The following is a 20,099-nucleotide window of genomic DNA, read 5'->3' as shown; positions in this document are numbered from 1 at the left end:
CTGTGGACCGAGCACACGCCTTCGTAGCTCAGGGGATAGAGCACCGCTCTCCTAAAGCGGGTGTCGCAGGTTCGAATCCTGCCGGGGGCACAGAGAAGCACCAGGTCAGGAGCCCTTCCGTCCAGCGGACGGGAGGGCTCCTGCGCTTGCAGCACACATATGGCACACATGCCGTGCGCGCGGATGGTGGGGAGCTGTGCAGGATGGCCGTCAGGGACGAGCTGGCCCGGCGCCGGTACGAGAAGCTGGTCGACCGGCTTGAATCGCTGATGCGGGCGGCCCTGAAGCCGCAGTACAAGGGCTACTACGGGCAGCTGATCCTGAGCGCCGACGATCTTGCGGAGATGGGCGAGCTCAAGGACGTCCGGCGTGCCGCTCGGGAGGCGGGGCGTCGCCTCGGCTGGAAGACGACCACCCACCTCGTCGGTGGCCGGCTCTTCGTGCTCGACGAGCGGGAGGTCCCCGAGGAGATCGAGCGTCTGGCTGGCGATGAGGCTGCTGCTGCGATCGATCGAGCCCGGCAGGAAAGCCACCGGCCGCGCGGCTGACCTGATCCGGGGGAGACGCAAGGGGCCCCCACCGCATCAGCGCGGTGGGGCGGCCCCTTCGGTTACGGCTACCCAGCACGGATCAGACACACATCACGCGGCATCTTCCTCCAGGGCAGCCACCGCCTCAGCGGCTCGCAAGCCTTCCGCTCGGCCTTCTCCAGCTTGGCCTTCGCCTTGGCCAGCTGCTTTTGGCACGGCGCTTGTGCATCTTCTTCGAGACCTCGTCCAGGCGGTCCGGGAAGAGGTGGCCATAGGTGTCCAACGTCAGGGTCGCGGACTTGTGGCCCAACATCGTCTGTACGACGTTGACGTCCGCGCCGCTGGCGATGGCCAGCGAAGCCGCCGTGTGCCGCAGCTTGTGCGGGGTGACCTTGAGGTGCCCCGGCCCGGCCTTCACGACCGCCGGTGCGAAGAACCGCTGACGGAAGTTGCGAGCCCGCAGCGGTCCGCCCTGCGGCGCGGTGAAGAGCAACTCCTCATCTCCCCGGCCCTGGACGTGGGGCTTCAACTCCTGTGCCAGGAACCGCGGGATCGGTACCGACCGGCGCTCGTGGTTCTTGGGGGTGTCGAGGTAGAGCTTGCCGTTGTCCTCGGCGTACGCCTCGACGATGTGCGCTCGGCAGGCGTCCAGGTCCACGCGGCCCACCTTCAGCGCGGACGCCTCGCCCCAGCGCAGGCCGGTGTAGGCCAGCAGCAGGATGAACACCCGGTAGGCGCCTGACGCGTTGGCCAGCGCGTCGACCTGCATGTCGTCGAGATACACGTGGTCAGCCGGCGCCGCCTTCGGCAGGGGCACGCCGACAGCCGGGTTGACCGCCAGGCGACGAGCCTTGACCGCGTAGCCGAGGACACGACTGAGGACGACGTACGCCTTGCGGACCGAACGGGGCTGAGCTTTCTGCCGCCGGTCGCCTCGCCGGACAACAGGTCCGCGAGCCACTCGGCGATGTCCTCGAACTGGATGCGGTCCAACGGAGTGGTGCCCCACCGGGGGATCACGTGGACATCGAGAACGCCGCGGTAGCGGCCCCGGGTCGAACGCTCGAGATGGATCTGCGCGGCCAGCCAGGACTCCGCTCGGGGACCGGGATGTGCCGGCGCATGAGGGGCCGGGCCGCCTGGAGGGCGAGGCCGGCGTCGCCGAAGGCCACCAGGGCGCTGAGTTCGTGCAGGGCGACATTGGTCGGGCTGAAGGTGGCCCAGGCGTCTGGCCTGTCCAGAGTGACGTACCGGGAGACTTCCTTCGCCTCGGTGAGGAATCCCTTGGTGGCGGCGCGGTCACCGCGACTGCTGACCGCGGTCACGCCGCGCAGGAGCAGCAGTCCCACGGCAGCGAGGTACTTCGGGGAACGCCGGTCGTAGGAGCCGGTGAGCTGGTCGGCGGTGTGCCGGACCAGGGTGACAGCTTCGGTGGCGTGCTTCTCGCGGACCAGGACATGGGCCTGGACACGAACGCTGGAGGCGAGGACCACCGGATTCCCCGAGCGTTCGGCTTCGGACATCGCCCGGCCGACGGCGAGCCACGCGTTGCCCTGATCGTGCTGCTTGAGGAGCAGGCTGGTTGCGGTCTGATACGCCGTGGCCAGCAGCCCGGACACGGTGTCCCTGTCCGTCGCATCGCCGGCGGCCAGTCGCAGATCGGCGATCAGGCCCGGGAGGGTGCGCTCCAGCTCCGTGTAGTGACAGGTGTGGAAGAGCCTGAGCGCTGCCCCGACTCGTTCGTGCAACACGGTGGTGTCCTGTGGGCCACCGGGGCCTGCCGGGCCGGGACCGGGCAGGAGGGCCTGGACGAGGGCGGTGTGCGAGGCGGCAGAGCCGGCCGGGGTCGCGAGCGCCGCGATGCTCGCGGCGAGGAAGGAGCGGCGGTGCATGTCATCAGCTTCTGGATCGGTGGCGGAGGCGTCCTGAGTGAAGGCGAGGCCCAACTCATCTGGCGGGATGTTCAGTTCCTGCGCGATGGCACGTAGTACGCGGATGTCCTCCGTGCCGCGACCGCTCTCCAGACGGCTCACCTTGGACTGGTGATACCCGAGCGCTGCGGCCACGTCGTGCTGTGAACGCCGCTGTAACACCCGTGCCCGACGGATCCGGTCTCCGATCCGTCTCGCTTCCCCATGCGCATCGGCCATCTGCCACGGCTCCCTCCGCCGTCGCTGATCCTGCCTGCTCAATCGAGCATAGATCAGCCGTAGTTGGCGGTGATGCAGCTCCTGCATAACTCATGCAGCGCCCGCACCCGGGCTAACCACTCACCGCGACGGACTGGTTGCTTGAAGTGGCCGCACCTACTCCGGGAGGCCACTCATGGAAGTGCACCAGCTCACTCTCTCCGTACCCGCAACGCCCGCCGCAGCGACCGCCCTCCGGCACCAGGCCGTGGACGCCATAGCGGGTTGGGACGCGGGGCTGGGCACCGAGGTGATGCACACGGCCGAACTCGTGATCAGCGAGCTCGTCACCAACGCGGTCCAGTACACCGACACCGGATCGGTCTCGCTCACGGTGTGTCTCGACGAGGACGTCCTGCGGATCGAGGTCTGCGACGCGAGCCCGGTGCTGCCGCAGCCCGGCCTGCCCGATGCGGACAGCGAAGGCGGCCGGGGTCTGTTCCTCGTCGCCGCTCTCGCCGACCGGTACGGCGCCGAACCTGCGGAGGGCGGCAAGCGCTGCCGGGCCGAGATCGACCTGACCACCAGACCAAACCAGGAAATCGCCTTCGCCTTTCCCCTGCAGAGGAGTTGATGATGACGACCACCCGCGCCCCTGGCGTGGCCGCCGAGGTGATCGCCGTACGCCCCGGACCGCCGCTCGCCGGCACCGTACGCGTCGACGGCTCCAAGAACGCCGCTTTACCGCTTCTGGCCGCCGCGTCGGCTCTCGGCCGCCCTGTTCGGCTGAGCAACGTCCCGGACAGCACAGACGTCCGGATCATGCTCGCTCTGCTGCAACAGGCGGGCTGGCATGTCGCGCAGCCTCTGGGCGAGCCCACCACCGCGGTGATCCTGCCCACGGAGGTACGCCGGGGACTACCCGACCTGGCGCAGGCCGCCCGCATCCGCGCCTCCTACTACCTCGTCCCCGCGCTGCTCGCGCTTTACGGCCAAGCGCGGCTGCCCTGGCCGGGCGGCTGCCGCATCGGCACCCGCGGGATGGAGCTGCACTTCAAGGTGTACGAGGCGTTCGGAGACCGGAGCGAGCAGGACAGCTCCGGATACCGCGTGGAGGCCGTCACGCCTCACACCGGCACCGTCTCACTCGTACTGCCCTTCCGCTCACGCGGTGCGACCGTGGCTGCGACGCTGCGCGCCCTCACGACCAACCGGCCCCTGCAGCTGGGCCAGCCCAACCTTTCGCCGGAGGTCCTGTGCGTGCTCGACGCTCTCAGGTCCGTGGGCTGGGAGACCCGCGCCAGCGAGCATCTACTCACCCTTTCACCGCCGTCCTTGCCGCCGACCGACGCCGCTGTCTGGGCGGTACCCGGCGACAAGATCGAGGCGGCCACACTGGCCTGCGCGATCGCCGCCACACGCGGTACCGCGCGCATCGCCGGCGTGCAGGACAAGGACGTAGGCCCGTTCCTGGCCGTCCTTCACCGGCTCGGTATCCCCGCCGACGCGGAGCCGGACGGTGTTTCCGTGAACGCCCAGGAAGCACACCCCACCGGTCGCCCTCTCAGGGCCATCGCCTCCCTCAGCCCAACCGGCCTGGACGCCGACTTCGAACCACCGCTCATGGTGCTCGCCCTCGGGCTCCCTGGCACCCACCTGTTCGCCGACGCCATCAACCCCGGCCGCCACGGCAACCTTGCTGCCACAGTTGGCCCGCCTGGGCGCCGAGATCGACGAGATCTCCCCCACCGAATGCCGTCTGACCGGCCCCCAGCAGCTGACGGGCGCAGGAGTGGAGGCCACCGACATCCGCACCGTCTCCGCCCTCATGGTCGCCGGCCTCACCGCCCGAGGCATCACCACCATCGGCGGCCTCGACCAGTTGCGCCGCGGCCACGCCGACCTGTCTGGCAAACTGCGCACCCTGGGCGCCGACATCTGCGAGGTCACGCCATGACCGTCGGCGCTCGACTTCTGAGCCAGATCGTTGCCACGACCGACGTCCACTCCGCCTTCGACAATGCCGCACCGTTCCTGACCCATCTCCACGCGCTCCGGCCACCTCGCTCACCGTGGACTGCGGCGATTTCTTCGAAGGCAGCGGCTACTACCGCCTCGCTCACGGCACGATCGAACGGGAGATCCTACTCAAGCTCTACGACGTACTGGCCCCTGGAAACCACGGCTGGCCCCACCACTTCGAACCCGACCTCCATCGGCGCACTGTCTGCGCCAACGCCGTCGATGCCGACACCGGCGACGCGCTCTTCCGCCGCCTCTACATCGCCAACATCAGTGACCGGCGCGTCGGTGTGACCGCCGTGATCGGCCGGCAAGCATTCCACTCGATCCCCGTTGCCCAGCGGGCCGGCCACTGCGTCATCGGTCATCGATCCTGTCCAGGCCCTGCGCGAGCTGAGGCTCGCCCACCACCACGAGGTGGACAGCTGGGTCCTGCTCAGCCACTCCTCCTTCGAGGAGGACCGCAAACTCGCGGCGGCCTGCCCCTTTCTCGACGTGATCTTCGCCGGGCACTGCCACAGCGATCAGTACGGACCGGTCCGCGTCGGCGACACCCTCGTCGTCAAGGGCCGCGAACTCGCCGACGGCTATGCGATCGCCACGCCCGTGGGCACAGGATGGGGTGCGGGCACCACATGCTTCCCGGATAGGTCCCCGAGCGCCGTTCCGACGGAGCTTGTGCGCCTTCACTCCCACATCGAGGACATCAAGCAGCAGCTGACCAGCGTCCTCGGCACGATCCGACCGGGCTACCGTCATCAGACCCTCGACCGGCGCGGCTTGCTCCTGGACCTCACCGCCCGCCTGCACACGGCGCTCGGCGCGGACGCGGTCATCCTCAACGAGACCGCGCTGCGCTCCGCCCCACTGGGCGAGACCCTCACCCAGGGCGACCTGGCCTCCATCGAGCCGTTCGCCAACCAGCTGGTGCACGCCCACCTGCCGACGCCGGACGCAGCGACCTCCGTGGCCTCCTGTCGCGTCTGACCGCCCAGACCGGCCCGCTTGTCACGGCCCCCGATCCCCTGCCGGACGCCATCACCACCGTGCTGACCACGGACTACCTCGCCGACACCTACCTCGGCGAACGCACTCACGAGGCCGGTCTGCGTCTGGACCAGACCGTCCAGCACGTCCTCACCGCTCGGTTCCCTGACACTGCGGATGGAGGCAACTAATGATCCTGACCGGTCCCGAGATCACCGCTGCCGCTCACGACGGTCGCCTCCGCATCACCCCGTTCGCCGCCGACCAGGTCAACCCCAATAGCTACAACGTGCGTCTGGGGCCGACCCTGATCACCTACACCAGCATGGTCCTGGACGCCCACCGTCCCAACCCGACCCGCGAAATCACCCTCGGGCCGGATGGGCAGGTTCTCCAGCCCGACGAGCTCTCCCTCGGCCACACCCTCGAAGAGGTCGGCTCCGACACCTTCGTCCCGCTGCTGTTCGGCCGCTCTTCCGTCGGCCGGCTCGGACTGTCCGTCGAGATCACCGCACCCATCGGCGACATCGGATTCCACGGTCAGTGGACGCTCATGCTCAACCCGATCCGACCACTGCGGGTGTACCCGGGCATGAAGATCGGGCAGATCATGCTCTTCGTCGCCACCGGCGCCATCGACCTCTACCGGGGCAAGTACCAGGCTGCAACGGGCCCACAGCCCTCTGCCTACTGGCGTCACATCGCCCGACTTCGGGCGGTGACATCGTGATCCTCACCGGCCATCGCCGCCGCGGTCCAGGCCGGCGAGACCACCATCGACCCGTACGAGCCCAGCCGCCTCTCTCCCAACCCCTACGACTGGCGGCTCGGCGACACGATCCGCATCTGCGACAGCGACGTCCTCGACGCCGCAGCGCCCACCGCGTACACCGAGCAGCCCATCCCCAACGCCGGTCTGGTGCTGCGCCCTGGCCTGTTGTACCTGGGCATCACGCTGGAGCGGACCGGCTCGGAGACGTACGCGCAGATGCTGAACGGCGACCGCACCACCGGCTCCCTGGGCGTCTGGGTCCACGTGTCGGCCCCGCTCGGTCACCAAGGTCACGCGATCCGCTGGACGCTGGAGATGCGCGTTGCCCGACCGGTGCGCGTGTATCCGGGCATGACCTTCGGCAAGCTCCTCTTCCTCACCCCATTCGGCGCCCCGGCCAGCTACCAGCAGCAGCCCGCCAAGTACGCGGCCACAGACGGCATCGACATCTCCCGCCTTTACGAAGAGATCCGTGGAGGAGTCCGGTGAACTCCCCTTCGGCCGGCGGCCCTCTGGCTGTCACCTTCCTGGATCTCCCTGCGGGTAGCCCTGGCGGCAGCGTCGAACTCTTCCTCGATCTCTACACCGGAGACCAACCTCTCAGCCCGGCCCGCGCCTTCATGCTGACATCACCTGGCACCCGGCCCCCGCTCCCGGCCGGACTCAGTCTGCTGCCCGTCGCCGGCAAGTGCCTGGAAGGCATCGCATTCGCTCGCTACGTCCAAGCGCTGCGCAAGGCCCTCGCCGCCGCTGTCGACCCGGCGCAAGTCGGCGTCCTGCATCTACAGCACTCACCTTCGGTGCCACCCCAGCGCTGATTCGAGCACTGCCCCTACCTCCCCGCATCGCGCTGGTTCACGGCACCGACCTGCTCTTCGCCGAAGCCCACCGGGACCAGCTCCAGGTGCTGCGCGAAACCGCCAGGGCAGCGGACGCCATCGTGGTGCCCACCGCCGCGATGGCCGACCGACTCATCAAACTCGCCCCCAGGTCGAGCGCCGCGAGATCACACACATCCCCTGGGGCGTTCCCGACCACCTGCTCACCGCGCCACCACGACGGCCGAGCCGCACTGCGCCCAGTCATCTGCGTCTGCTCTACGCAGGACGCCTGACCGTTGAGAAAGGCGGCGAAGCACTGATCAAGAGCCTCGCCCCCGTGCAGGGCGTCGAGCTGAGCATCGCCGCGCCCCGCTCCCAGTTCCTGGCGCTGGCCCCACAACTGCAACGAGCCGGCGTGCGCGTCCGATACCTTGGCTGGCTCCGCCGCCCGCAGCTGTGGAAAGCCTTCACCGAGCACGACGTGCTGGTGGTACCGTCCACCACCTTGGAGGCAATGGGCCTGGTCGCCCTGGAGGTCCAAGCCTGCGGACTGCCCGTCCTCTACCAACCGGTACCCGGCCTCAGCGAAGCCCTCGCCGCCTCGGGTATGGCCACCGACTTCACTCGCTCCACCGCTCTGGCCCGCGACCTCGACCGTCTGCGCACCTCCCCCAGCATCCTGGCCGCCTTACAACAGGCGGGGTACGCCAACGCGGCGCGCTATCCCCTCTCGGCGACCGCACGAGCCCTCACCGATCTCGGCCGCCAGCTCACCTGAACCGCATTCCGTCCGACCAGTCCGACACGTCACTACCCGGCCAGGCCCGCGAATCTCACTACGCTGACCGGCGGGATGCCCCGGCGAAGAGGGAGACCATGACGTACGGCAGCGACCGCATCGAAGCACTGCTGGACGAAGGCGTCCGCGACAAGGTGTACCCCGGCGCCGTGTGGGCCGTCGGCGACGCCACCGGCATCCACTCCCAAGGCACCACCGGCGTCCTCGATCCCGACGAGCCGGACGTGCCAATGCGCTCCGACACCGTCTTCGATGCCGCCAGCCTCACCAAGATCCTCGCCGTGTGGTCATCCATCGGCGCCCTGTGGGAGGACTGCGCCCTCGACCTCGACCAGCCGCTCGGCGCCTTCTGGCCCGAGGTCACCGGCCATCCGCTCGGCGCCGTGACCGCCCGACAGTTGCTGACCCACACGGCCGGCGTCCCACTGCGAGCCCAGCTGAAGAACCTCTACGGCACCGATCCGGCCGACATCCGCCGCGGCGTACTGCACGAGCAACTCCACCGGCCACCCGGCGAAGCGGTCGAGTACACCGACCGGGCCGCCCTCATCCTCGGCTACCTTGCCGAACATCTCTCCGGCCAGCCCTTGGACCAACTGGCCACGGTCCGCACCTGGCACCCACTGGGCATGAAGTTCACCCGCTTCGGCCCACTGCCCGCCGACATCGCGGCCCGTTGCGCACCGACCGAACTCGACCAGGACACCGACACCCACCTCAAGGGAGTCGCGCACGACTTCTCGGCCCGCCTCCTGGGCGGAGTCTGCGGCATCGCCGGCGTCTTCACCGTCCTCGACGACCTCGCTGCCTTCCTGCGCTACATGCTGAACACCGAGACCGACACCGCGCCAAGGCAGGCTGGCTTCGGCCCCGCTTGGACCACCGAGTCGCTCACGATCCAGACCGGCGCGCTGCAACCCCCGCGCGGCTTGTTCTGGCATCCGGCCCCTGGCACCACCGCGGAACAGGACACATGGGTCCACTACGGCTTCACGGGCACAGGAATGTGGGTCTCACCCACCAGGGGCCTGTGGGCAGTGCTCCTGACCAACAAGCTCTACCACACCCGGGACCGCGGACCACTGGCCGATGTCCGTAACGCCCTCCGTGAACTCGCCTTCATGTAAGTGGTGCGTGTGGCCGCATGAAGGAAACGTCGTAGGCCGCCATTCACGTCGGACGACGTCGGACGTGAGCCCCTCACAGCCTCACCGCATTCCGCTGCCTCGCCTTGGTCGGAGCAAGTCCGTGCCCCGATCCAGCGGCCAATACGGCAGCGGCGAGCGAGGTCACCGCCAGCAGTGCGAACAGAGGGGCGTAACCGCCCAGTTCGCGCGCAAGTGCGGCCCCGGCGAAGGGGGCCAGTGCGCCGGCGATGGTGGCAGGTGCCGCCAGGACAGCCGAGAGCCTGCCGTAATGAGTCGCGCCCCAGCGGTCGGTTACTGCGGTGGCCTGGAGCAAGGTGAGATTGCCCCGCACCATGCCCGCGCCGATGGCAAGGGCAAGCAGCAGCGGATAGGGACCGGGCACGAGTGCGAGCGCCACCGTGGTGGCTCCTCCCGCGCTGATCAGCAGCACCGTGCGGCTGGTGACGCTCGTCCATCGGGCAAGAGAGGCGTAGAGCGTACGGCCGAGAGTCTGGCCCGCACCGCCGAGGCCAAGGGCCCACGCAGCGGCGGTCGGGCTGAAGCCGCGGACGATGAGCAGCGGAACGAGGGCGATGACGACGGCGTACATGGCGAAACTGTTCAGTGTCAGCGCTGCGGCGAGAAGCAGGAACGGCCGGCTGCGAACCACTGACCGGTTGCCATCGGCCGCGCGGACGTGGGGCGTGGGCGCTGGTGGCCATGGAGCCCGCAGCGCGAGGGCGTGAGCGGGGATGGTGACCGAGGCGAGAAGTGCAGCCAACAGCGTGTATGTGGTACGCCAGCTGAAGTGCTCGGAGAGTGCGGCGGTCAGGGGTGCGAAGGCGGTGGAGGCCAGGCCGCCCGCAAGCGTGACGACGGTCAAGGCGCGTACACGCTGTTCGCCCCACCAACGCGTCACGGCGGCGAAGGCGGGCTGGTAGAAGGTCGCGGCCATGGACATTCCCGCCAGCAGCCAGGCGACGGTGAAGGCCAAAAGATTGGGCGCCTGGGCGATCGCCAGCAACGCGACAGCTCCGAGCACAGATCCAGTGGTCATGACGGCGCGCGGCCCGTGGCGATCGAGAATGCGGCCGACCGGAATGCCAGTGAGGGCGGAAATGAGGAGGGCCCCGGAGAAAGCAGCGGTTGTTGCGGTCGTCGACCAGCCGGTGGCGGCGGCGATCTGGGGGTTCAGGACGGGGAATGCGTAGTAGACGATCCCCCAGCTGGTGATCTGCGTGGCGCAGAGCGCGGGCAGGGCGGCACGAGGCCGCGACCGGCCCCCCGTACCGATCACGGCCTCGCTGGTCTGGAGGTTGTCCATCAGCGGGTCAGCAGCCGCCCGAGGAGGCGGGGGCGCCGATGCCGATCTGCAGGGTGGCCGGGGCGGCGCAGCAGCCTCCGCCCTCGCCGCTCTGGGCGGCGTCGGGGTCGTCGTACAGGCCGGCGCCGCCGCACACACCGGTCTCCGGCAGGGTCAGTTCGACGCGTTCGGCGGCCTCGCGGTCGCCGGCGAGGGCGGCGGTGATGGAACGGACCTGCTCGTAGCCGGTCATCGCCAGGAACGTGGGGGCGCGGCCGTAGGACTTCATGCCGACCAGGTAGATGTCCTTCTCCGGGTGGGACAGCTCGTTCACGCCGTGCGGGTAGACCGTGCCGCAGGAGTGCACGTTCGGATCGATGAGCGGGGCCAGCATGGTCGGAGCCTGGAGGCGCTCGTCGAGGCCCAGGCGGACCTCGGACAGGAAGGACAGATCGGGCCGGAAGCCGGTCAGCACGATCACCTCGTCCACCGGATCCAGGCGACGGCCGTCCTCGGCGACAAGTACCAGCTGGTCGCCGTCGCGTTCCACGGCCTGGGTACGGAATCCGGTCACCGCGGAGGCGTGGCCGGCCTCGACGGCGGCCTTGGCGCGCAGGCCCAGGGCGCCTCGGGCAGGGAGCTGGTCGGCCTCGCCGCCGCCGAAGGTGTTCGCTCCGATGCCGCGCCGCAGGACCCATGCTGCGTGCGTGCCGGGCTCGTCCTTGGCCAGGTCGGCGAGGTAGGCGAGCGCGGTGAAGGCGGAAGCTCCGGAGCCGATGACGGCGGTGCGCTTGCCCGCGTACCGGGCGCGAACAGCGGGATCCCTCAGGTCGGGGACGCGGTAAGAGATGCGGTCGGCTGCCGACTTCTCGCTGAGGGCGGGCAAGCCGTCGGCGCCCATCGGACTGGGGATGGACCAGGTGCCGGAGGCATCGATGACGGCGCGGGCGCTGATGCGCTCCTCGCCGCCGTCCGCGAGCTCGATGTGCACTGTGAAGGGCTGCTCGTCGCGGTCGGCGTCGACGATGCGGTCGCGGCCGGCGCGGGCGACGCCGGTGACCGTGGCGCCGTAGCGGACCTTGTCGGCGAGGACGTCGGCGAGCGGCTGGAGGTACTGCTCAGCCCAGTCGCCGCCGGTGGGATAGGTGGCGCCGTCGGGGCGGGTCCAGCCGGTGGGGGCGAGGAGCTTCTCGGCAGCGGGGTCGGTGACCTCGGCCCACGGGGAGAACAGCCGCACATGCGCCCAGTCGCGTACGGCGGTTCCGGCGGAGGGGCCGGCCTCCAGGACCAGCGGTTCGATACCGCGCTCGACGAGGTGGGCGGCGGCGGCCAGGCCGACCGGACCGGCGCCGATGACGATGACGGGCAGCTGGCCGGTGGTGGGCACGCTGTCGGTGGACACAGCCACGGGGTTCCCCTTTGATTCGACGTCTGTCGATGTCTTGCGACGCCCAGCATGGCACCTGTATCGATGAGCGTCAACATAGACATTCACCGAATCAGTGGTCGCAGGCGCGTTACAGGTCGATGCGGCGGCGAGCGAGGGCGACCGGCCGAGACCGGCGGTGACGTCGGCGCTACATGGCGCCCGCAGGGCACCTCGCTCATGGGTGAACATTCACCCCTCGCCCCCCCTGGTTCGACATGTGTCAACATAGACGCATGTCGAATACTAAGGTGCTCCCACTGATAGAGCCCGAAGCCGCCGACGCCGTGGCGCCGTGCTGCCCGCCGCTCACCGAGCGCCCGTTCACCGCGGAGGAGGCCGAGACGGCCGCGCGGATGTTCAAGGCGCTGGGCGATCCGGTGCGGCTGCGGCTGTTCTCGGCGGTGGCTTCGCACGAGGGCGGCGAGGCGTGCGTGTGCGACATCTCCGACGTCGGCGTCTCCCAGCCGACCGTCTCCCACCACCTGAAGAAGCTCAAGGAGGCCGGGCTGCTGACCTCCGAGCGGCGCGGCACCTGGGTGTACTACCGGGTCGAGCCGTCTGTACTGGCCGCGATGGGCAAGCTGCTGACCATAGCGCCGGCTGCGGCCTGACGGTTTGGCCTCACTTCGAGGGTCGGGCGTTGATGCTCCTATTGCTGTCAAGCGGCTTGAAGCCAGTCGCGGTAGGCGTGGGTGAGGTCGTCGTCCCTGCTGAGGCCTCTTTCGAGTCTGGAGATGGTGGTCGGCCAGACTCCGAAGTGCTGGGCGACGGCGGTGAGGGTGATGTTCTTGGCCTGCCGCATGGGCCGCAGGTCGGCTATGCCCGGGGTGGTGACCGTGGTGGTGAGGCAGCGGAACATCTCCCGGGCGATGGCCCGTTTCAGCATCCGGATGATGTCCTTCTTCGTCCGTCCGGCAGTGGTCTGTCGTGCGACGTATGCGCGGGTCCGGGCGTCACCGGACATACGGACCAGGGCAATTCGGTAGAGCGCGGAGTTCGCGGTCCGGTCGCCTCCCCGGGAGAGTCGGTGACGGTTGGTTCTGCCGCTGGAGGCGGGGACGGGGGCGGCTCCGCAGAGGGCTGCGAAGGACGCCTCGGTCCGCATCCGTTCGGGGTTGCCGCCCGCAGTGATCAGCAGTTGTGCGGCGGTGTCGGGCCCGACACCGTAGGTCGTTCGCAGGCCCGGGTTGTGGGTGGTGACCTCGGCATCCAGGGCCTGCGTCAGCGTTTCGTGCTCGGCGGTGAGCTCCTTGACGCGGCGGGCGAGGCTCTTCAACGCGGTCAGGACGGCGATGTGGAGGGCGTCGCCGGCCGGCCGCAGCCGGGCCAGGGCCTCGGTGCGGTCGGTGCCCTTGAGCTGCCCGTATTTCGCGCGGATGGCGTCCGGGGCGGTGATGAGGACGTTGCCGATCTGGTTGAGTGCGGCGGTGCGGGCCTTGACAGCGGAGCGGGCTGCGTTGTGCAGGGCACGTATCCCGGCGACCGTGTCGTCCTTGGGGGAGCTAGAGGCTCTGCCGGACAGGGCGGCGCGGGCGGCAGCGTAGGCGTCGATCGGGTCGGACATGCCGGTGCGGCGCCGTTCGCCCTTGTCGGGGCGGTTGACCTCGACGACCTGGTGCCCGCGGGAGCGGGCGGTCCGGGTGAAACCGGTCCCATAAGACGAGGTGCCTTCCACCCCGATCGCCACCACACGTCCGTGCGCGGCCAGGAAGGCCAGAGCTGCTGCGTATCCAGCGGCGGTGGTGGAGAACTCCGCGTCCGCGAGATGGCCGCCGTTGTCGCTGATCACAGCGACGTGGACGGTGTCGGCGTGGGAATCGACCCCGCCGAACACATCCTGGTCCACGGTGTCCGTCGCAAGCTCTGATGCCATGCTGATAGTGCCTTCCCAGCCGAAGGTGGGCGCCGGCCGGGTGGCGCAGACAGGACATTGAAGGGGCTTCTGACCAAGCTCCTGTCAGGTCATGTTCCGCCCGGCCGGAGCCATGAGAACGAGCTCCGGCGGCCGGACAGACCAACGCGAAGACAGCCCAGCAGAGCGTCAGTCAGTGCCCGAGTCACGACCGCCAGAACCTGAGTATCAGCATCAATGTCAGTGCCGTGCGGCACGATGAGCCCATGGGTATGGATATCGCCTGGGCTCGCGAGGAGTTGGCCCAGTTCCTCAAGCTCACCGAGCTGTACCGACCCGACGACCCGCCGGGTATCTTCACCGTCACTTCGAGGCGCTCCAACCGCGGCGCCCAGGCAGATATCGTGGCCAGCGCCCATGTGGTGGAGCAGATCCTGGACCGTGTCCTGCCACGCTGGCGTACCGAGGTCCCCTCAGACCGGAACAAGACCGTCAATCGCTAGTGCCAGCACCGTGAGGCAGCCCAGCGCGCGGATGCTGCCATACAGCGGGACGCCGAGGTCCGAGGCCGCCTCGGTGACGATGCCCCGCAGCTGAGCGCCGGAGTTATGCACCCATGGGTCTGGGAAGGGGCCAAAGCCCTCTGGCGCAGCGGACATTTCCGCGAGGCCGTGACCGCAGCGGCCCGCAAGGTGAACGCCGAGACGCAGAACAAGGTCGGCCGCCGGGACCTGAGCGAGACGAAGCTTTTCCAGAATGCCTTCTCGCAGTCCCCGCCGAAGGCCGGCGAGCCGCGCTTGCGCCTTATGGACGACGACGGTGGGGACACCTTCCGCAGCGTCCACCGCGGCGCCATGGCCTTCGCCGAGGGCTGCTACGCAGGCATACGCAACCCGAACAGTCATGAGGACGGCCTGCCCGAACTGCCCGAGCACGAGGCGCTGGAGCAGCTGGCAGCGTTCAGCGTGCTCGCGCGCTGGGTCGACACCGCCAGTCTGGAAACCGCGTAGGCCGGTTCAGCGGAGAAGCCTCGCGATCTCCCTCGCCGCCTCCCGAGCGGGCCGACCGACACCGATGAGGGTGGCGGAGGCGGGCCCGGTCCAGTCGCCGTAGCCGAGCAGGTGCAGGCGTGGCTCGTCCGCCGCGCGTGTGCCGGTGGTGGCGATGTGGCCGCGTCGGCCTCGGAGCTGGAGTGGGGCGAGGTGGGAGAGAGCGGGACGGAAGCCGGTGCACCAGATGATGGCGTCGGCCTCGGCGCGGGTGCCGTCCGCCCATTCGACGCCGCCGGAGATGAGGCGGGTGAACATGGGGCTCGCCTTGAGCAGGCCGCGGTCGCGTGCCTCACGGACCGGCGGGACGGCGACGATGTCACCGAGCGAGGCGACGCCGCCGGTGTCGGTGCGGCGTTCGTCGAGGGCGCGGCGGCGGGCGGTGGCCGCGTCGAACAGGGCGCGGCCGTCGATGTCGTCGGTCAGGTAGCGGGGCGGGCGCTGGGTGACCCAGGTCAGCTTGGTGTCATAGGCGAGGTCGGCGGCGATCTGCGCGCCGGAGTTGCCACCACCCACCACGATCACGCGGCGGCCGGAGAATTCCTGCGGGCGCCGGTATTTGACCGTGTGCAGCTGGCGACCGCCGAAGTCCCCGCGGCCTGGAACGGCGGGGAGGAAGGGGCGCCACCAGGTACCGGTCGCGCTGATCACGGCTCGCGCATGCCAGGTGCCGGAGTCGGTCTCGACGCGCAGGAGTTGGCCGTCCCGGTGGACGCCGTGGACGTGCACGGGCCGTTCGACGGGCAGCTCGTAGCGCTTCTCGTAGTCGGCGAGGTACTCCACCACGTGCTGCGCGTCGGGGTAGGTCGCGCCGGTCTGCTGTGGCATGAGGCGGCCGGGCAGCGAGGAGTACGCGGCCGGGGAGAACAGGTGCAGGGAATCCCAGGTGTGCTGCCAGGCGCCGCCCGGAGTGGTCTGGGCATCGAGGATGACGAAGTCGAGGCCCAGGCGGCGCAGGTGGTAGCCGGCGGCGAGCCCGGACTGGCCGCCGCCGACCACCACTACCTGGGACGTGCGCGTCACTCGGCGGCTTCCCGGCCGGGCATGAAGATGAGGGCCACCAGCGCCAGGCCGACCACGGCGCCGACGAGCTGCATGGCGATGAAGCCCGCTACCGAGCCGGGCGCGATGCCCGCGAAGGTGTCGGTGAAGGCGCGGCCGATGGTCACCGCCGGGTTGGCGAAGGACGTGGAGGAGGTGAACCAGTACGCGGCGCCGATGTAGGAGGCGACGGCCACGGGGGCGAAGCGCAGGCGGTCGGTGCGAGCCAGGCCGAAGATCAGCAGGATCAAGCCGGCGGTCGCGACGACCTCGCCGAGCAGCAGGTGCCCTGCCGACCGGTCATGGGTGGACCACTTCACCAGCGGCTCGCCGAACATCGCATCGGCCAGGACCGAGCCCGCGATCGCCCCGGCGACCTGCGCGGGGACGTACACGGCCGCTTCTCGCAGGGTGACTCCGGCGCCGCCGCGCCGGGCGGTCCACCACTCGGCCAGGGTGACGGCCGGGTTGAAGTGCGCGCCGGAGACCGGGCCGAGCAGGGCGATCAGGACGCCGAGGCCGAAGACCGTGGCCGTGGAGTTGGCCAGCAGCTGGAGGCCGACGTCCTTAGTCAGTTCGGTGGCCTGGATGCCGGAGCCGACCACGACCGCGACGAGCGCCGCAGTGCCGACCAGTTCGGCGGCGGCCTTGGCGAGCAGCGGCGGGGCCTGGGGCGGGGTGGCGCCCGGGGCGGGCTGAGGCTCAGCGACCGGCGCTATGGGCGACTGGCCGGCTCTGTCGTGCTCGGTGGCCTCGGTGGTGGTCAACAGGACTCCTCGGAGCATGCGGATGGCGGCGGGCGCCGGGTCAGGGGCAGGACCGCTTGACGTTGTTCTCGGCGGTGGCGCGCGCGGTTTCCGCGAGGTCGGCGAACTGACCGGCAAGCGAGGCGATGACGTCGGGCTTGAGCCGGTAGTAGGTGAACCGGCCGCATGGCTCCGTCTCCACGACGCCCGCCTCGCGCAGCACCTTCAGGTGGTTGGAGAGGTTGGTCTGCCTGGCCCCCGTCTCCTCGATCAGGTGTGTGGTGCAGAGCGTCTCCTTGGCGAGCAGGGTGACGATCTGGAGGCGGAGCGGGTCGGCGAGGACCCGCAACAGATCAGCGTCGACTGACATCAGCATGGACTGATACTCTCACATCACTCCGGGCTGATACCAGCCTGACCTGATCCCTGGGACCCGCATCCCCACACCCGTGGGGACCCACGCCCCGAAGGGGTTCCCATGACCGCATCCCCGCCCCCCGTCCTGCCCGACGAACGCCTCGCGACCGGCATCGCCCGCCTCGCCGTCCGCTACCGCGGGCACTTCTCCCCGGAGACCATCCAGCGCCTGATCATCGACTCCTACGAACGGCTCGCCGAGCACGCCCGCATCCGTACCCACCTGGTGGTGCTGGCCGAGCACCTGGCCACGGAGCGGCTGGACGCGCTCGCGCATGTTCAGGGGTCGCCGGGCAGTGGCCTGCCGCGGGTGCTGTTCGTGTGCAGCCACAACGCCGGCCGCTCCCAGATGGCCGCCGCCCTCCTCGCCCACCGGGTGAACGGCAACATGGTCGTCTCCTCGGCGGGCACGCACCCGGCGGCCGCGGTCGAACCGGTCGTCGCCCAGGTACTGACCGAGGCCGGAGTGGACCTGACGGACGCCTTCCCCAAGCCGCTCACGGACGAGGTCGTGCAGGCCGCCGACATCGTCATCACGATGGGCTGTGGCGACGCCTGCCCGATCGTCCCCGGCCGCCGCTACCTGGACTGGCCCGTCACCGACCCCGAGGGCGCCCCGATCGCCGTCGTCCGCAGCATCCGCGACGGGACCGACGCCCACATCACCCAGCTGCTCGACTCGCTGCCGAGCACCTGAAACCGACTCCCCCATCCCCCCTTGATCCACTTACGAAGGAAGAACCAATGTCCTCCAGCCCGCTCGCCTCCGTGCTGTTCGTCTGCGTCCACAACGCCGGCCGTTCGCAGATGGCCGCCGGATTCCTCTCCCACCTCGCGGGCGACCGGATCGAGGTCCGCTCCGCCGGCTCCATCCCGGGCGACCAGGTCAACCCCGCCGCGGTCGAGGCCATGAAAGAGGTCGGCATCGACATCTCCGAGGCGAAGCCGAAGATCCTTACCACCGAGGCCGTCCAGGCGTCCGACTACGTCATCACCATGGGCTGCGGCGACGCCTGCCCGATCTTCCCCGGCAAGAAGTACCTCGACTGGGCCCTGGAGGACCCGGCCGGCAAGGGCGTGGAAGCTGTTCGCCCGATCCGCGACGAGATCAAGACCCGCATCGAGGCGCTGATCGCCGAGATTGACGCCAAGCAGGAAGCGTGACCTCGTGACCGGCAGCGGGATACGCGAGGTCATCCCGGACCCGCCGCAAATACCGCTGCCCGCTAGCCTCGATCTTTCGCGATGGGCCGCCGACGGAGTCGGAGGCCCATTTGGTTGCTGGTAGTCGAGGGCGGGCCGGCCGAGGGCCCGGGTGCGGCCTCCGGTAAACGCCCGGTTCCACTGCTCCAGGCTGGATCCTCGCACCAGGGCAACGAATCCGACCGGTGTTGTCAGTGGGGCCGTGCAAACTGGATGCCGTGACGACACCCGACGTCCGAGGACTAGAGCAGCTTGAGCGCGCCGTCCTAGACGACGCTGCCTCTCTCGCCACTGCGCTCCGGCAGTGCCTCATGTTGGCCGGCTACGCGCGCCATGAGGAGCTGCGCGCATGGGCGCTGAAAGAGCTGGAGGGGTACGCGGCGTCCGATGAGCTGCCCTCTTACCGGAAGGTGCCAGCCGCGCTCGAAGTCGTGGTCGATCTCTACCTTCCAGGTCAGATCATTCGGGACAATACCCAGCGGGTCAGCCCAAACCAACTACCTCAACACGCCCAGGATCGCGGCATCGGGGAGAGCGCGCCGATCCGACAAGGAGTACGGGAACTCGAAGCGCTGGTCGCCCGCACCGACAGGGCGGCGGTACGCCTGAGCCCGCCCGGTTCTGCCGAGTACGCCCTGCTGATGACACAGGAGCAGCATCAGCAGGGAAACGAAGGTTCCCAGATCACGTCTCTGCACTGGGACGTCTCCGTCGCCAGTATCGCGGGCGTCCTCGATCAAATCAGAACCCGTCTGACCCAGTTCGTCGCGGAAGTGAGAGCAGCCATGCCCCCGGGCCAGCAGAACCCCAACCCCGCCCAGATCGACTCGGCCGCGCAACAAGCCCTCAACATCACAGGAGGCGACGGCTCCACTTTCAACATCGTGGCGCCGAACGCGAAAGCGGACCGCGGCGGCACCGCGAGCGCCAACGTCAATGAACCCGCGCCCGCGACTCCGCAGCCCTGGTGGCACCGCACCTCGGTCATCTGGGGTGCCATCGCCTCTCTGGGGACGGTTGCTGGCGTCATCGTCACCGTGGCCGTGAAGTGAGATTCCGCCGAAGCCGCCTCGACAGACTGGAAGGCGACGTCCTCGACGAGAGCCGCCCGCTCGCGCCGATCTTGCGCCAGGTGATCACCCTGGGCGGGCACGCTCACTCCGAACCGTTGCGGGCCTGGGCGCTGCGGGAACTCCAGGGTTACGAGGGCACGGACGTGCCGATTCCCGACTACCGGAGGATCTCTGCCCCCCCTGGTGATGGATGGCCTCGCTGGGATGTACCAGTTCCGGGAGCAGCCGGTCAGCATGTTCGACCTGCCGGACTTCGCCCGTGACAGTCTGGGCGGCGAACTTCGCCTCGGGCAGGGCGTCGGCCAGATCGAGTCCCTCATCGCCGGAAATCCTGGCCAGACTGTGCAGCTCGGTCCGGCCATGGCTGCCGACCTGGCCGTGTTCATGAGCCAGAACTCGCCCAGGCAGGTTCTCAGGCTGTATTGGGCTGTGCACCCGTCAGCCCTGGAGGGCATTCTGGACCAGGTCCGCACGCGACTCGTCCAGCTCGTCGGGGAGTTGCGGGCCGCGATGCCACAAGGGCAAAAAGATCCGACACCGGACCAGGTCGCTCAAGCACTCCAAAGCATCAACATCATCACGGGCGACAAGTCCTCTGTGACCGTCACGGCGCCTATTGCGGTCGCGCGCCATCGCGGATCAGCGCGAGCCGAAGTCAGCGGAGGGGCCCAGCAAACCTCTGCGCGGACAGCGATCGTCTGGGCCGTCTCGGTCGCCCTGGTTGCAGCCGCTGCGGTCATTGTCTGGGGGGCGTGGTCCTGAAGCGAGCTGGCCCACCAGGGCACGTGAGCCTGGGAAA

General features: G+C 69.3%; 21 protein-coding genes, 1 tRNA gene and 3 pseudogenes. 17 read left to right on the top strand and 8 right to left on the bottom strand.

Annotated elements, in window-relative coordinates; all coding sequences use genetic code 11:
- Window positions 1–17: 17 nt before the first annotated feature.
- Together ABZV94_RS15845 and ABZV94_RS15840 are read left to right on the top strand one after the other, a co-directional pair.
- Window positions 18–90 (top strand) — tRNA-Arg (locus tag ABZV94_RS15845).
- Between the two features lie 113 nt (window positions 91–203).
- Complete coding sequence (locus ABZV94_RS15840; protein ID WP_356340829.1) at window positions 204–548, top strand: hypothetical protein; 345 nt, start codon at window positions 204–206, stop codon at window positions 546–548.
- A 127-nt stretch (window positions 549–675) separates the two neighbouring features.
- On the opposite strand, the gene ABZV94_RS15835 is transcribed toward ABZV94_RS15840, so the two are convergent.
- Together ABZV94_RS15835 and ABZV94_RS15830 are read right to left on the bottom strand one after the other, a co-directional pair.
- Window positions 676–1,491, bottom strand: coding sequence for a site-specific integrase (locus tag ABZV94_RS15835; RefSeq protein ID WP_356340828.1), 816 nt, complete (start codon window positions 1,489–1,491; stop codon window positions 676–678).
- A 55-nt stretch (window positions 1,492–1,546) separates the two neighbouring features.
- A complete protein-coding gene (locus tag ABZV94_RS15830; RefSeq protein ID WP_356340826.1) occupies window positions 1,547–2,680 on the bottom strand; it encodes a helix-turn-helix transcriptional regulator in 1,134 nt (377 codons plus the stop codon).
- 175 nt (window positions 2,681–2,855) lie between these two features.
- Between ABZV94_RS15830 and ABZV94_RS15825 the strand changes: the two genes are divergently transcribed.
- The 7 genes and pseudogenes from ABZV94_RS15825 to ABZV94_RS15795 all read left to right on the top strand — a co-directional run bounded on the left by ABZV94_RS15825 (window position 2,856) and on the right by ABZV94_RS15795 (window position 9,187).
- Window positions 2,856–3,293, top strand: coding sequence for an ATP-binding protein (locus ABZV94_RS15825; RefSeq protein WP_356340824.1), 438 nt, complete (start codon window positions 2,856–2,858; stop codon window positions 3,291–3,293).
- A 2-nt stretch (window positions 3,294–3,295) separates the two neighbouring features.
- Window positions 3,296–4,616, top strand: a pseudogene (locus ABZV94_RS15820) (UDP-N-acetylglucosamine 1-carboxyvinyltransferase).
- Window positions 4,613–5,859: pseudogene (locus ABZV94_RS15815) on the top strand (bifunctional metallophosphatase/5'-nucleotidase). Before ABZV94_RS15820 ends, ABZV94_RS15815 begins: the two co-directional pseudogenes overlap by 4 nt.
- Window positions 5,859–6,398, top strand: a complete 540-nt coding sequence (locus ABZV94_RS15810; RefSeq protein WP_356340823.1) for a dCTP deaminase — start codon at window positions 5,859–5,861, stop codon at window positions 6,396–6,398. The pseudogene ABZV94_RS15815 and the gene ABZV94_RS15810 overlap by 1 nt, the downstream one beginning before the upstream one ends.
- A 12-nt stretch (window positions 6,399–6,410) precedes the next feature.
- On the top strand, window positions 6,411–6,929 hold the full coding sequence (locus tag ABZV94_RS15805) for a deoxycytidine triphosphate deaminase (protein WP_356340854.1): 519 nt from the start codon (window positions 6,411–6,413) through the stop codon (window positions 6,927–6,929).
- A pseudogene (locus ABZV94_RS15800) lies at window positions 6,926–8,039 on the top strand (glycosyltransferase family 4 protein). Before ABZV94_RS15805 ends, ABZV94_RS15800 begins: the two are co-directional and overlap by 4 nt.
- A gap of 98 nt (window positions 8,040–8,137) precedes the next feature.
- A complete protein-coding gene (locus tag ABZV94_RS15795; protein WP_356340822.1) occupies window positions 8,138–9,187 on the top strand; it encodes a serine hydrolase domain-containing protein in 1,050 nt (349 codons plus the stop codon).
- A gap of 73 nt (window positions 9,188–9,260) precedes the next feature.
- On the opposite strand, the gene ABZV94_RS15790 is transcribed toward ABZV94_RS15795, so the two are convergent.
- Complete coding sequence (locus ABZV94_RS15790) at window positions 9,261–10,511, bottom strand: MFS transporter (RefSeq protein WP_356340820.1); 1,251 nt, start codon at window positions 10,509–10,511, stop codon at window positions 9,261–9,263.
- 7 nt (window positions 10,512–10,518) lie between these two features.
- Complete coding sequence (locus ABZV94_RS15785) at window positions 10,519–11,892, bottom strand: FAD-dependent oxidoreductase (protein ID WP_356340853.1); 1,374 nt, start codon at window positions 11,890–11,892, stop codon at window positions 10,519–10,521.
- A gap of 260 nt (window positions 11,893–12,152) precedes the next feature.
- Here ABZV94_RS15785 and ABZV94_RS15780 point away from each other — a divergent pair, with 260 nt between their 5' ends.
- Window positions 12,153–12,530 carry a metalloregulator ArsR/SmtB family transcription factor gene (locus ABZV94_RS15780; protein WP_356340819.1) on the top strand — a complete coding sequence of 126 codons (378 nt, stop codon included), beginning with the start codon at window positions 12,153–12,155 and terminating at the stop codon, window positions 12,528–12,530.
- Window positions 12,531–12,577: 47 nt separating this feature from the next.
- On the opposite strand, the gene ABZV94_RS15775 is transcribed toward ABZV94_RS15780, so the two are convergent.
- Window positions 12,578–13,792 carry an IS110 family transposase gene (locus ABZV94_RS15775; RefSeq protein ID WP_356340817.1) on the bottom strand — a complete coding sequence of 405 codons (1,215 nt, stop codon included), beginning with the start codon at window positions 13,790–13,792 and terminating at the stop codon, window positions 12,578–12,580.
- Window positions 13,793–14,037: 245 nt separating this feature from the next.
- Between ABZV94_RS15775 and ABZV94_RS15770 the strand changes: the two genes are divergently transcribed.
- A complete protein-coding gene (locus ABZV94_RS15770) occupies window positions 14,038–14,274 on the top strand; it encodes a hypothetical protein (RefSeq protein WP_356340816.1) in 237 nt (78 codons plus the stop codon).
- A 105-nt stretch (window positions 14,275–14,379) separates the two neighbouring features.
- The gene (locus ABZV94_RS15765) at window positions 14,380–14,781 is read left to right on the top strand and encodes a TIGR02391 family protein (protein ID WP_356340815.1); all 402 of its coding nucleotides are present in this window, start codon (window positions 14,380–14,382) and stop codon (window positions 14,779–14,781) included.
- Between the two features lie 6 nt (window positions 14,782–14,787).
- Here the strand turns inward: ABZV94_RS15765 and ABZV94_RS15760 are convergent, their stop codons facing one another.
- From ABZV94_RS15760 to ABZV94_RS15750, 3 genes are read right to left on the bottom strand one after another with little or no spacing between them, the layout of a single operon-like run.
- Window positions 14,788–15,843 carry an ArsO family NAD(P)H-dependent flavin-containing monooxygenase gene (locus tag ABZV94_RS15760; protein ID WP_356340814.1) on the bottom strand — a complete coding sequence of 352 codons (1,056 nt, stop codon included), beginning with the start codon at window positions 15,841–15,843 and terminating at the stop codon, window positions 14,788–14,790.
- Window positions 15,840–16,628, bottom strand: coding sequence for an MIP/aquaporin family protein (locus tag ABZV94_RS15755; RefSeq protein ID WP_356340812.1), 789 nt, complete (start codon window positions 16,626–16,628; stop codon window positions 15,840–15,842). Before ABZV94_RS15755 ends, ABZV94_RS15760 begins: the two co-directional genes overlap by 4 nt.
- Window positions 16,629–16,668: 40 nt before the next feature.
- The gene (locus tag ABZV94_RS15750) at window positions 16,669–16,983 is read right to left on the bottom strand and encodes a metalloregulator ArsR/SmtB family transcription factor (RefSeq protein WP_356340811.1); all 315 of its coding nucleotides are present in this window, start codon (window positions 16,981–16,983) and stop codon (window positions 16,669–16,671) included.
- 102 nt (window positions 16,984–17,085) lie between these two features.
- Here ABZV94_RS15750 and ABZV94_RS15745 point away from each other — a divergent pair, with 102 nt between their 5' ends.
- From ABZV94_RS15745 to ABZV94_RS15725, 5 genes are all read left to right on the top strand, one after another.
- Window positions 17,086–17,721, top strand: coding sequence for a three-helix bundle dimerization domain-containing protein (locus ABZV94_RS15745; protein ID WP_356340810.1), 636 nt, complete (start codon window positions 17,086–17,088; stop codon window positions 17,719–17,721).
- A 47-nt stretch (window positions 17,722–17,768) separates the two neighbouring features.
- On the top strand, window positions 17,769–18,188 hold the full coding sequence (locus tag ABZV94_RS15740; RefSeq protein ID WP_356340808.1) for an arsenate reductase ArsC: 420 nt from the start codon (window positions 17,769–17,771) through the stop codon (window positions 18,186–18,188).
- Window positions 18,189–18,445: 257 nt separating this feature from the next.
- Complete coding sequence (locus ABZV94_RS15735; RefSeq protein WP_356340807.1) at window positions 18,446–19,279, top strand: hypothetical protein; 834 nt, start codon at window positions 18,446–18,448, stop codon at window positions 19,277–19,279.
- On the top strand, window positions 19,195–19,563 hold the full coding sequence (locus ABZV94_RS15730; protein WP_356340806.1) for a hypothetical protein: 369 nt from the start codon (window positions 19,195–19,197) through the stop codon (window positions 19,561–19,563). Before ABZV94_RS15735 ends, ABZV94_RS15730 begins: the two co-directional genes overlap by 85 nt.
- Window positions 19,505–20,062: a hypothetical protein gene (locus ABZV94_RS15725; protein WP_356340804.1), complete on the top strand. Its 558-nt coding sequence runs from the start codon at window positions 19,505–19,507 to the stop codon at window positions 20,060–20,062. Before ABZV94_RS15730 ends, ABZV94_RS15725 begins: the two co-directional genes overlap by 59 nt.
- Window positions 20,063–20,099 lie beyond the last annotated feature (37 nt).

Origin of the sequence: Streptomyces sp. NPDC004658 (assembly GCF_040609555.1) — a bacterium.
Lineage (GTDB): Bacteria > Actinomycetota > Actinomycetes > Streptomycetales > Streptomycetaceae > Streptomyces.
This window is presented reverse-complemented; position numbering and strand designations above follow the sequence as displayed.

Coding starts and splice junctions, on each gene's coding strand:
- ABZV94_RS15765 (WP_356340815.1), top strand. CDS start 14,380: ATGCACCCATGGGTCTGGGAAGGGGCCAAAGCCCTCTGGCGCAGCGGA.
- ABZV94_RS15745 (WP_356340810.1), top strand. CDS start 17,086: ATGACCGCATCCCCGCCCCCCGTCCTGCCCGACGAACGCCTCGCGACC.
- ABZV94_RS15775 (WP_356340817.1), bottom strand. CDS start 13,792: ATGGCATCAGAGCTTGCGACGGACACCGTGGACCAGGATGTGTTCGGC.
- ABZV94_RS15780 (WP_356340819.1), top strand. CDS start 12,153: ATGTCGAATACTAAGGTGCTCCCACTGATAGAGCCCGAAGCCGCCGAC.
- ABZV94_RS15825 (WP_356340824.1), top strand. CDS start 2,856: ATGGAAGTGCACCAGCTCACTCTCTCCGTACCCGCAACGCCCGCCGCA.
- ABZV94_RS15840 (WP_356340829.1), top strand. CDS start 204: ATGGCCGTCAGGGACGAGCTGGCCCGGCGCCGGTACGAGAAGCTGGTC.
- ABZV94_RS15790 (WP_356340820.1), bottom strand. CDS start 10,511: ATGGACAACCTCCAGACCAGCGAGGCCGTGATCGGTACGGGGGGCCGG.
- ABZV94_RS15810 (WP_356340823.1), top strand. CDS start 5,859: ATGATCCTGACCGGTCCCGAGATCACCGCTGCCGCTCACGACGGTCGC.
- ABZV94_RS15725 (WP_356340804.1), top strand. CDS start 19,505: ATGTACCAGTTCCGGGAGCAGCCGGTCAGCATGTTCGACCTGCCGGAC.
- ABZV94_RS15770 (WP_356340816.1), top strand. CDS start 14,038: ATGGGTATGGATATCGCCTGGGCTCGCGAGGAGTTGGCCCAGTTCCTC.
- ABZV94_RS15750 (WP_356340811.1), bottom strand. CDS start 16,983: ATGCTGATGTCAGTCGACGCTGATCTGTTGCGGGTCCTCGCCGACCCG.
- ABZV94_RS15795 (WP_356340822.1), top strand. CDS start 8,138: ATGACGTACGGCAGCGACCGCATCGAAGCACTGCTGGACGAAGGCGTC.
- ABZV94_RS15740 (WP_356340808.1), top strand. CDS start 17,769: ATGTCCTCCAGCCCGCTCGCCTCCGTGCTGTTCGTCTGCGTCCACAAC.
- ABZV94_RS15830 (WP_356340826.1), bottom strand. CDS start 2,680: ATGGCCGATGCGCATGGGGAAGCGAGACGGATCGGAGACCGGATCCGT.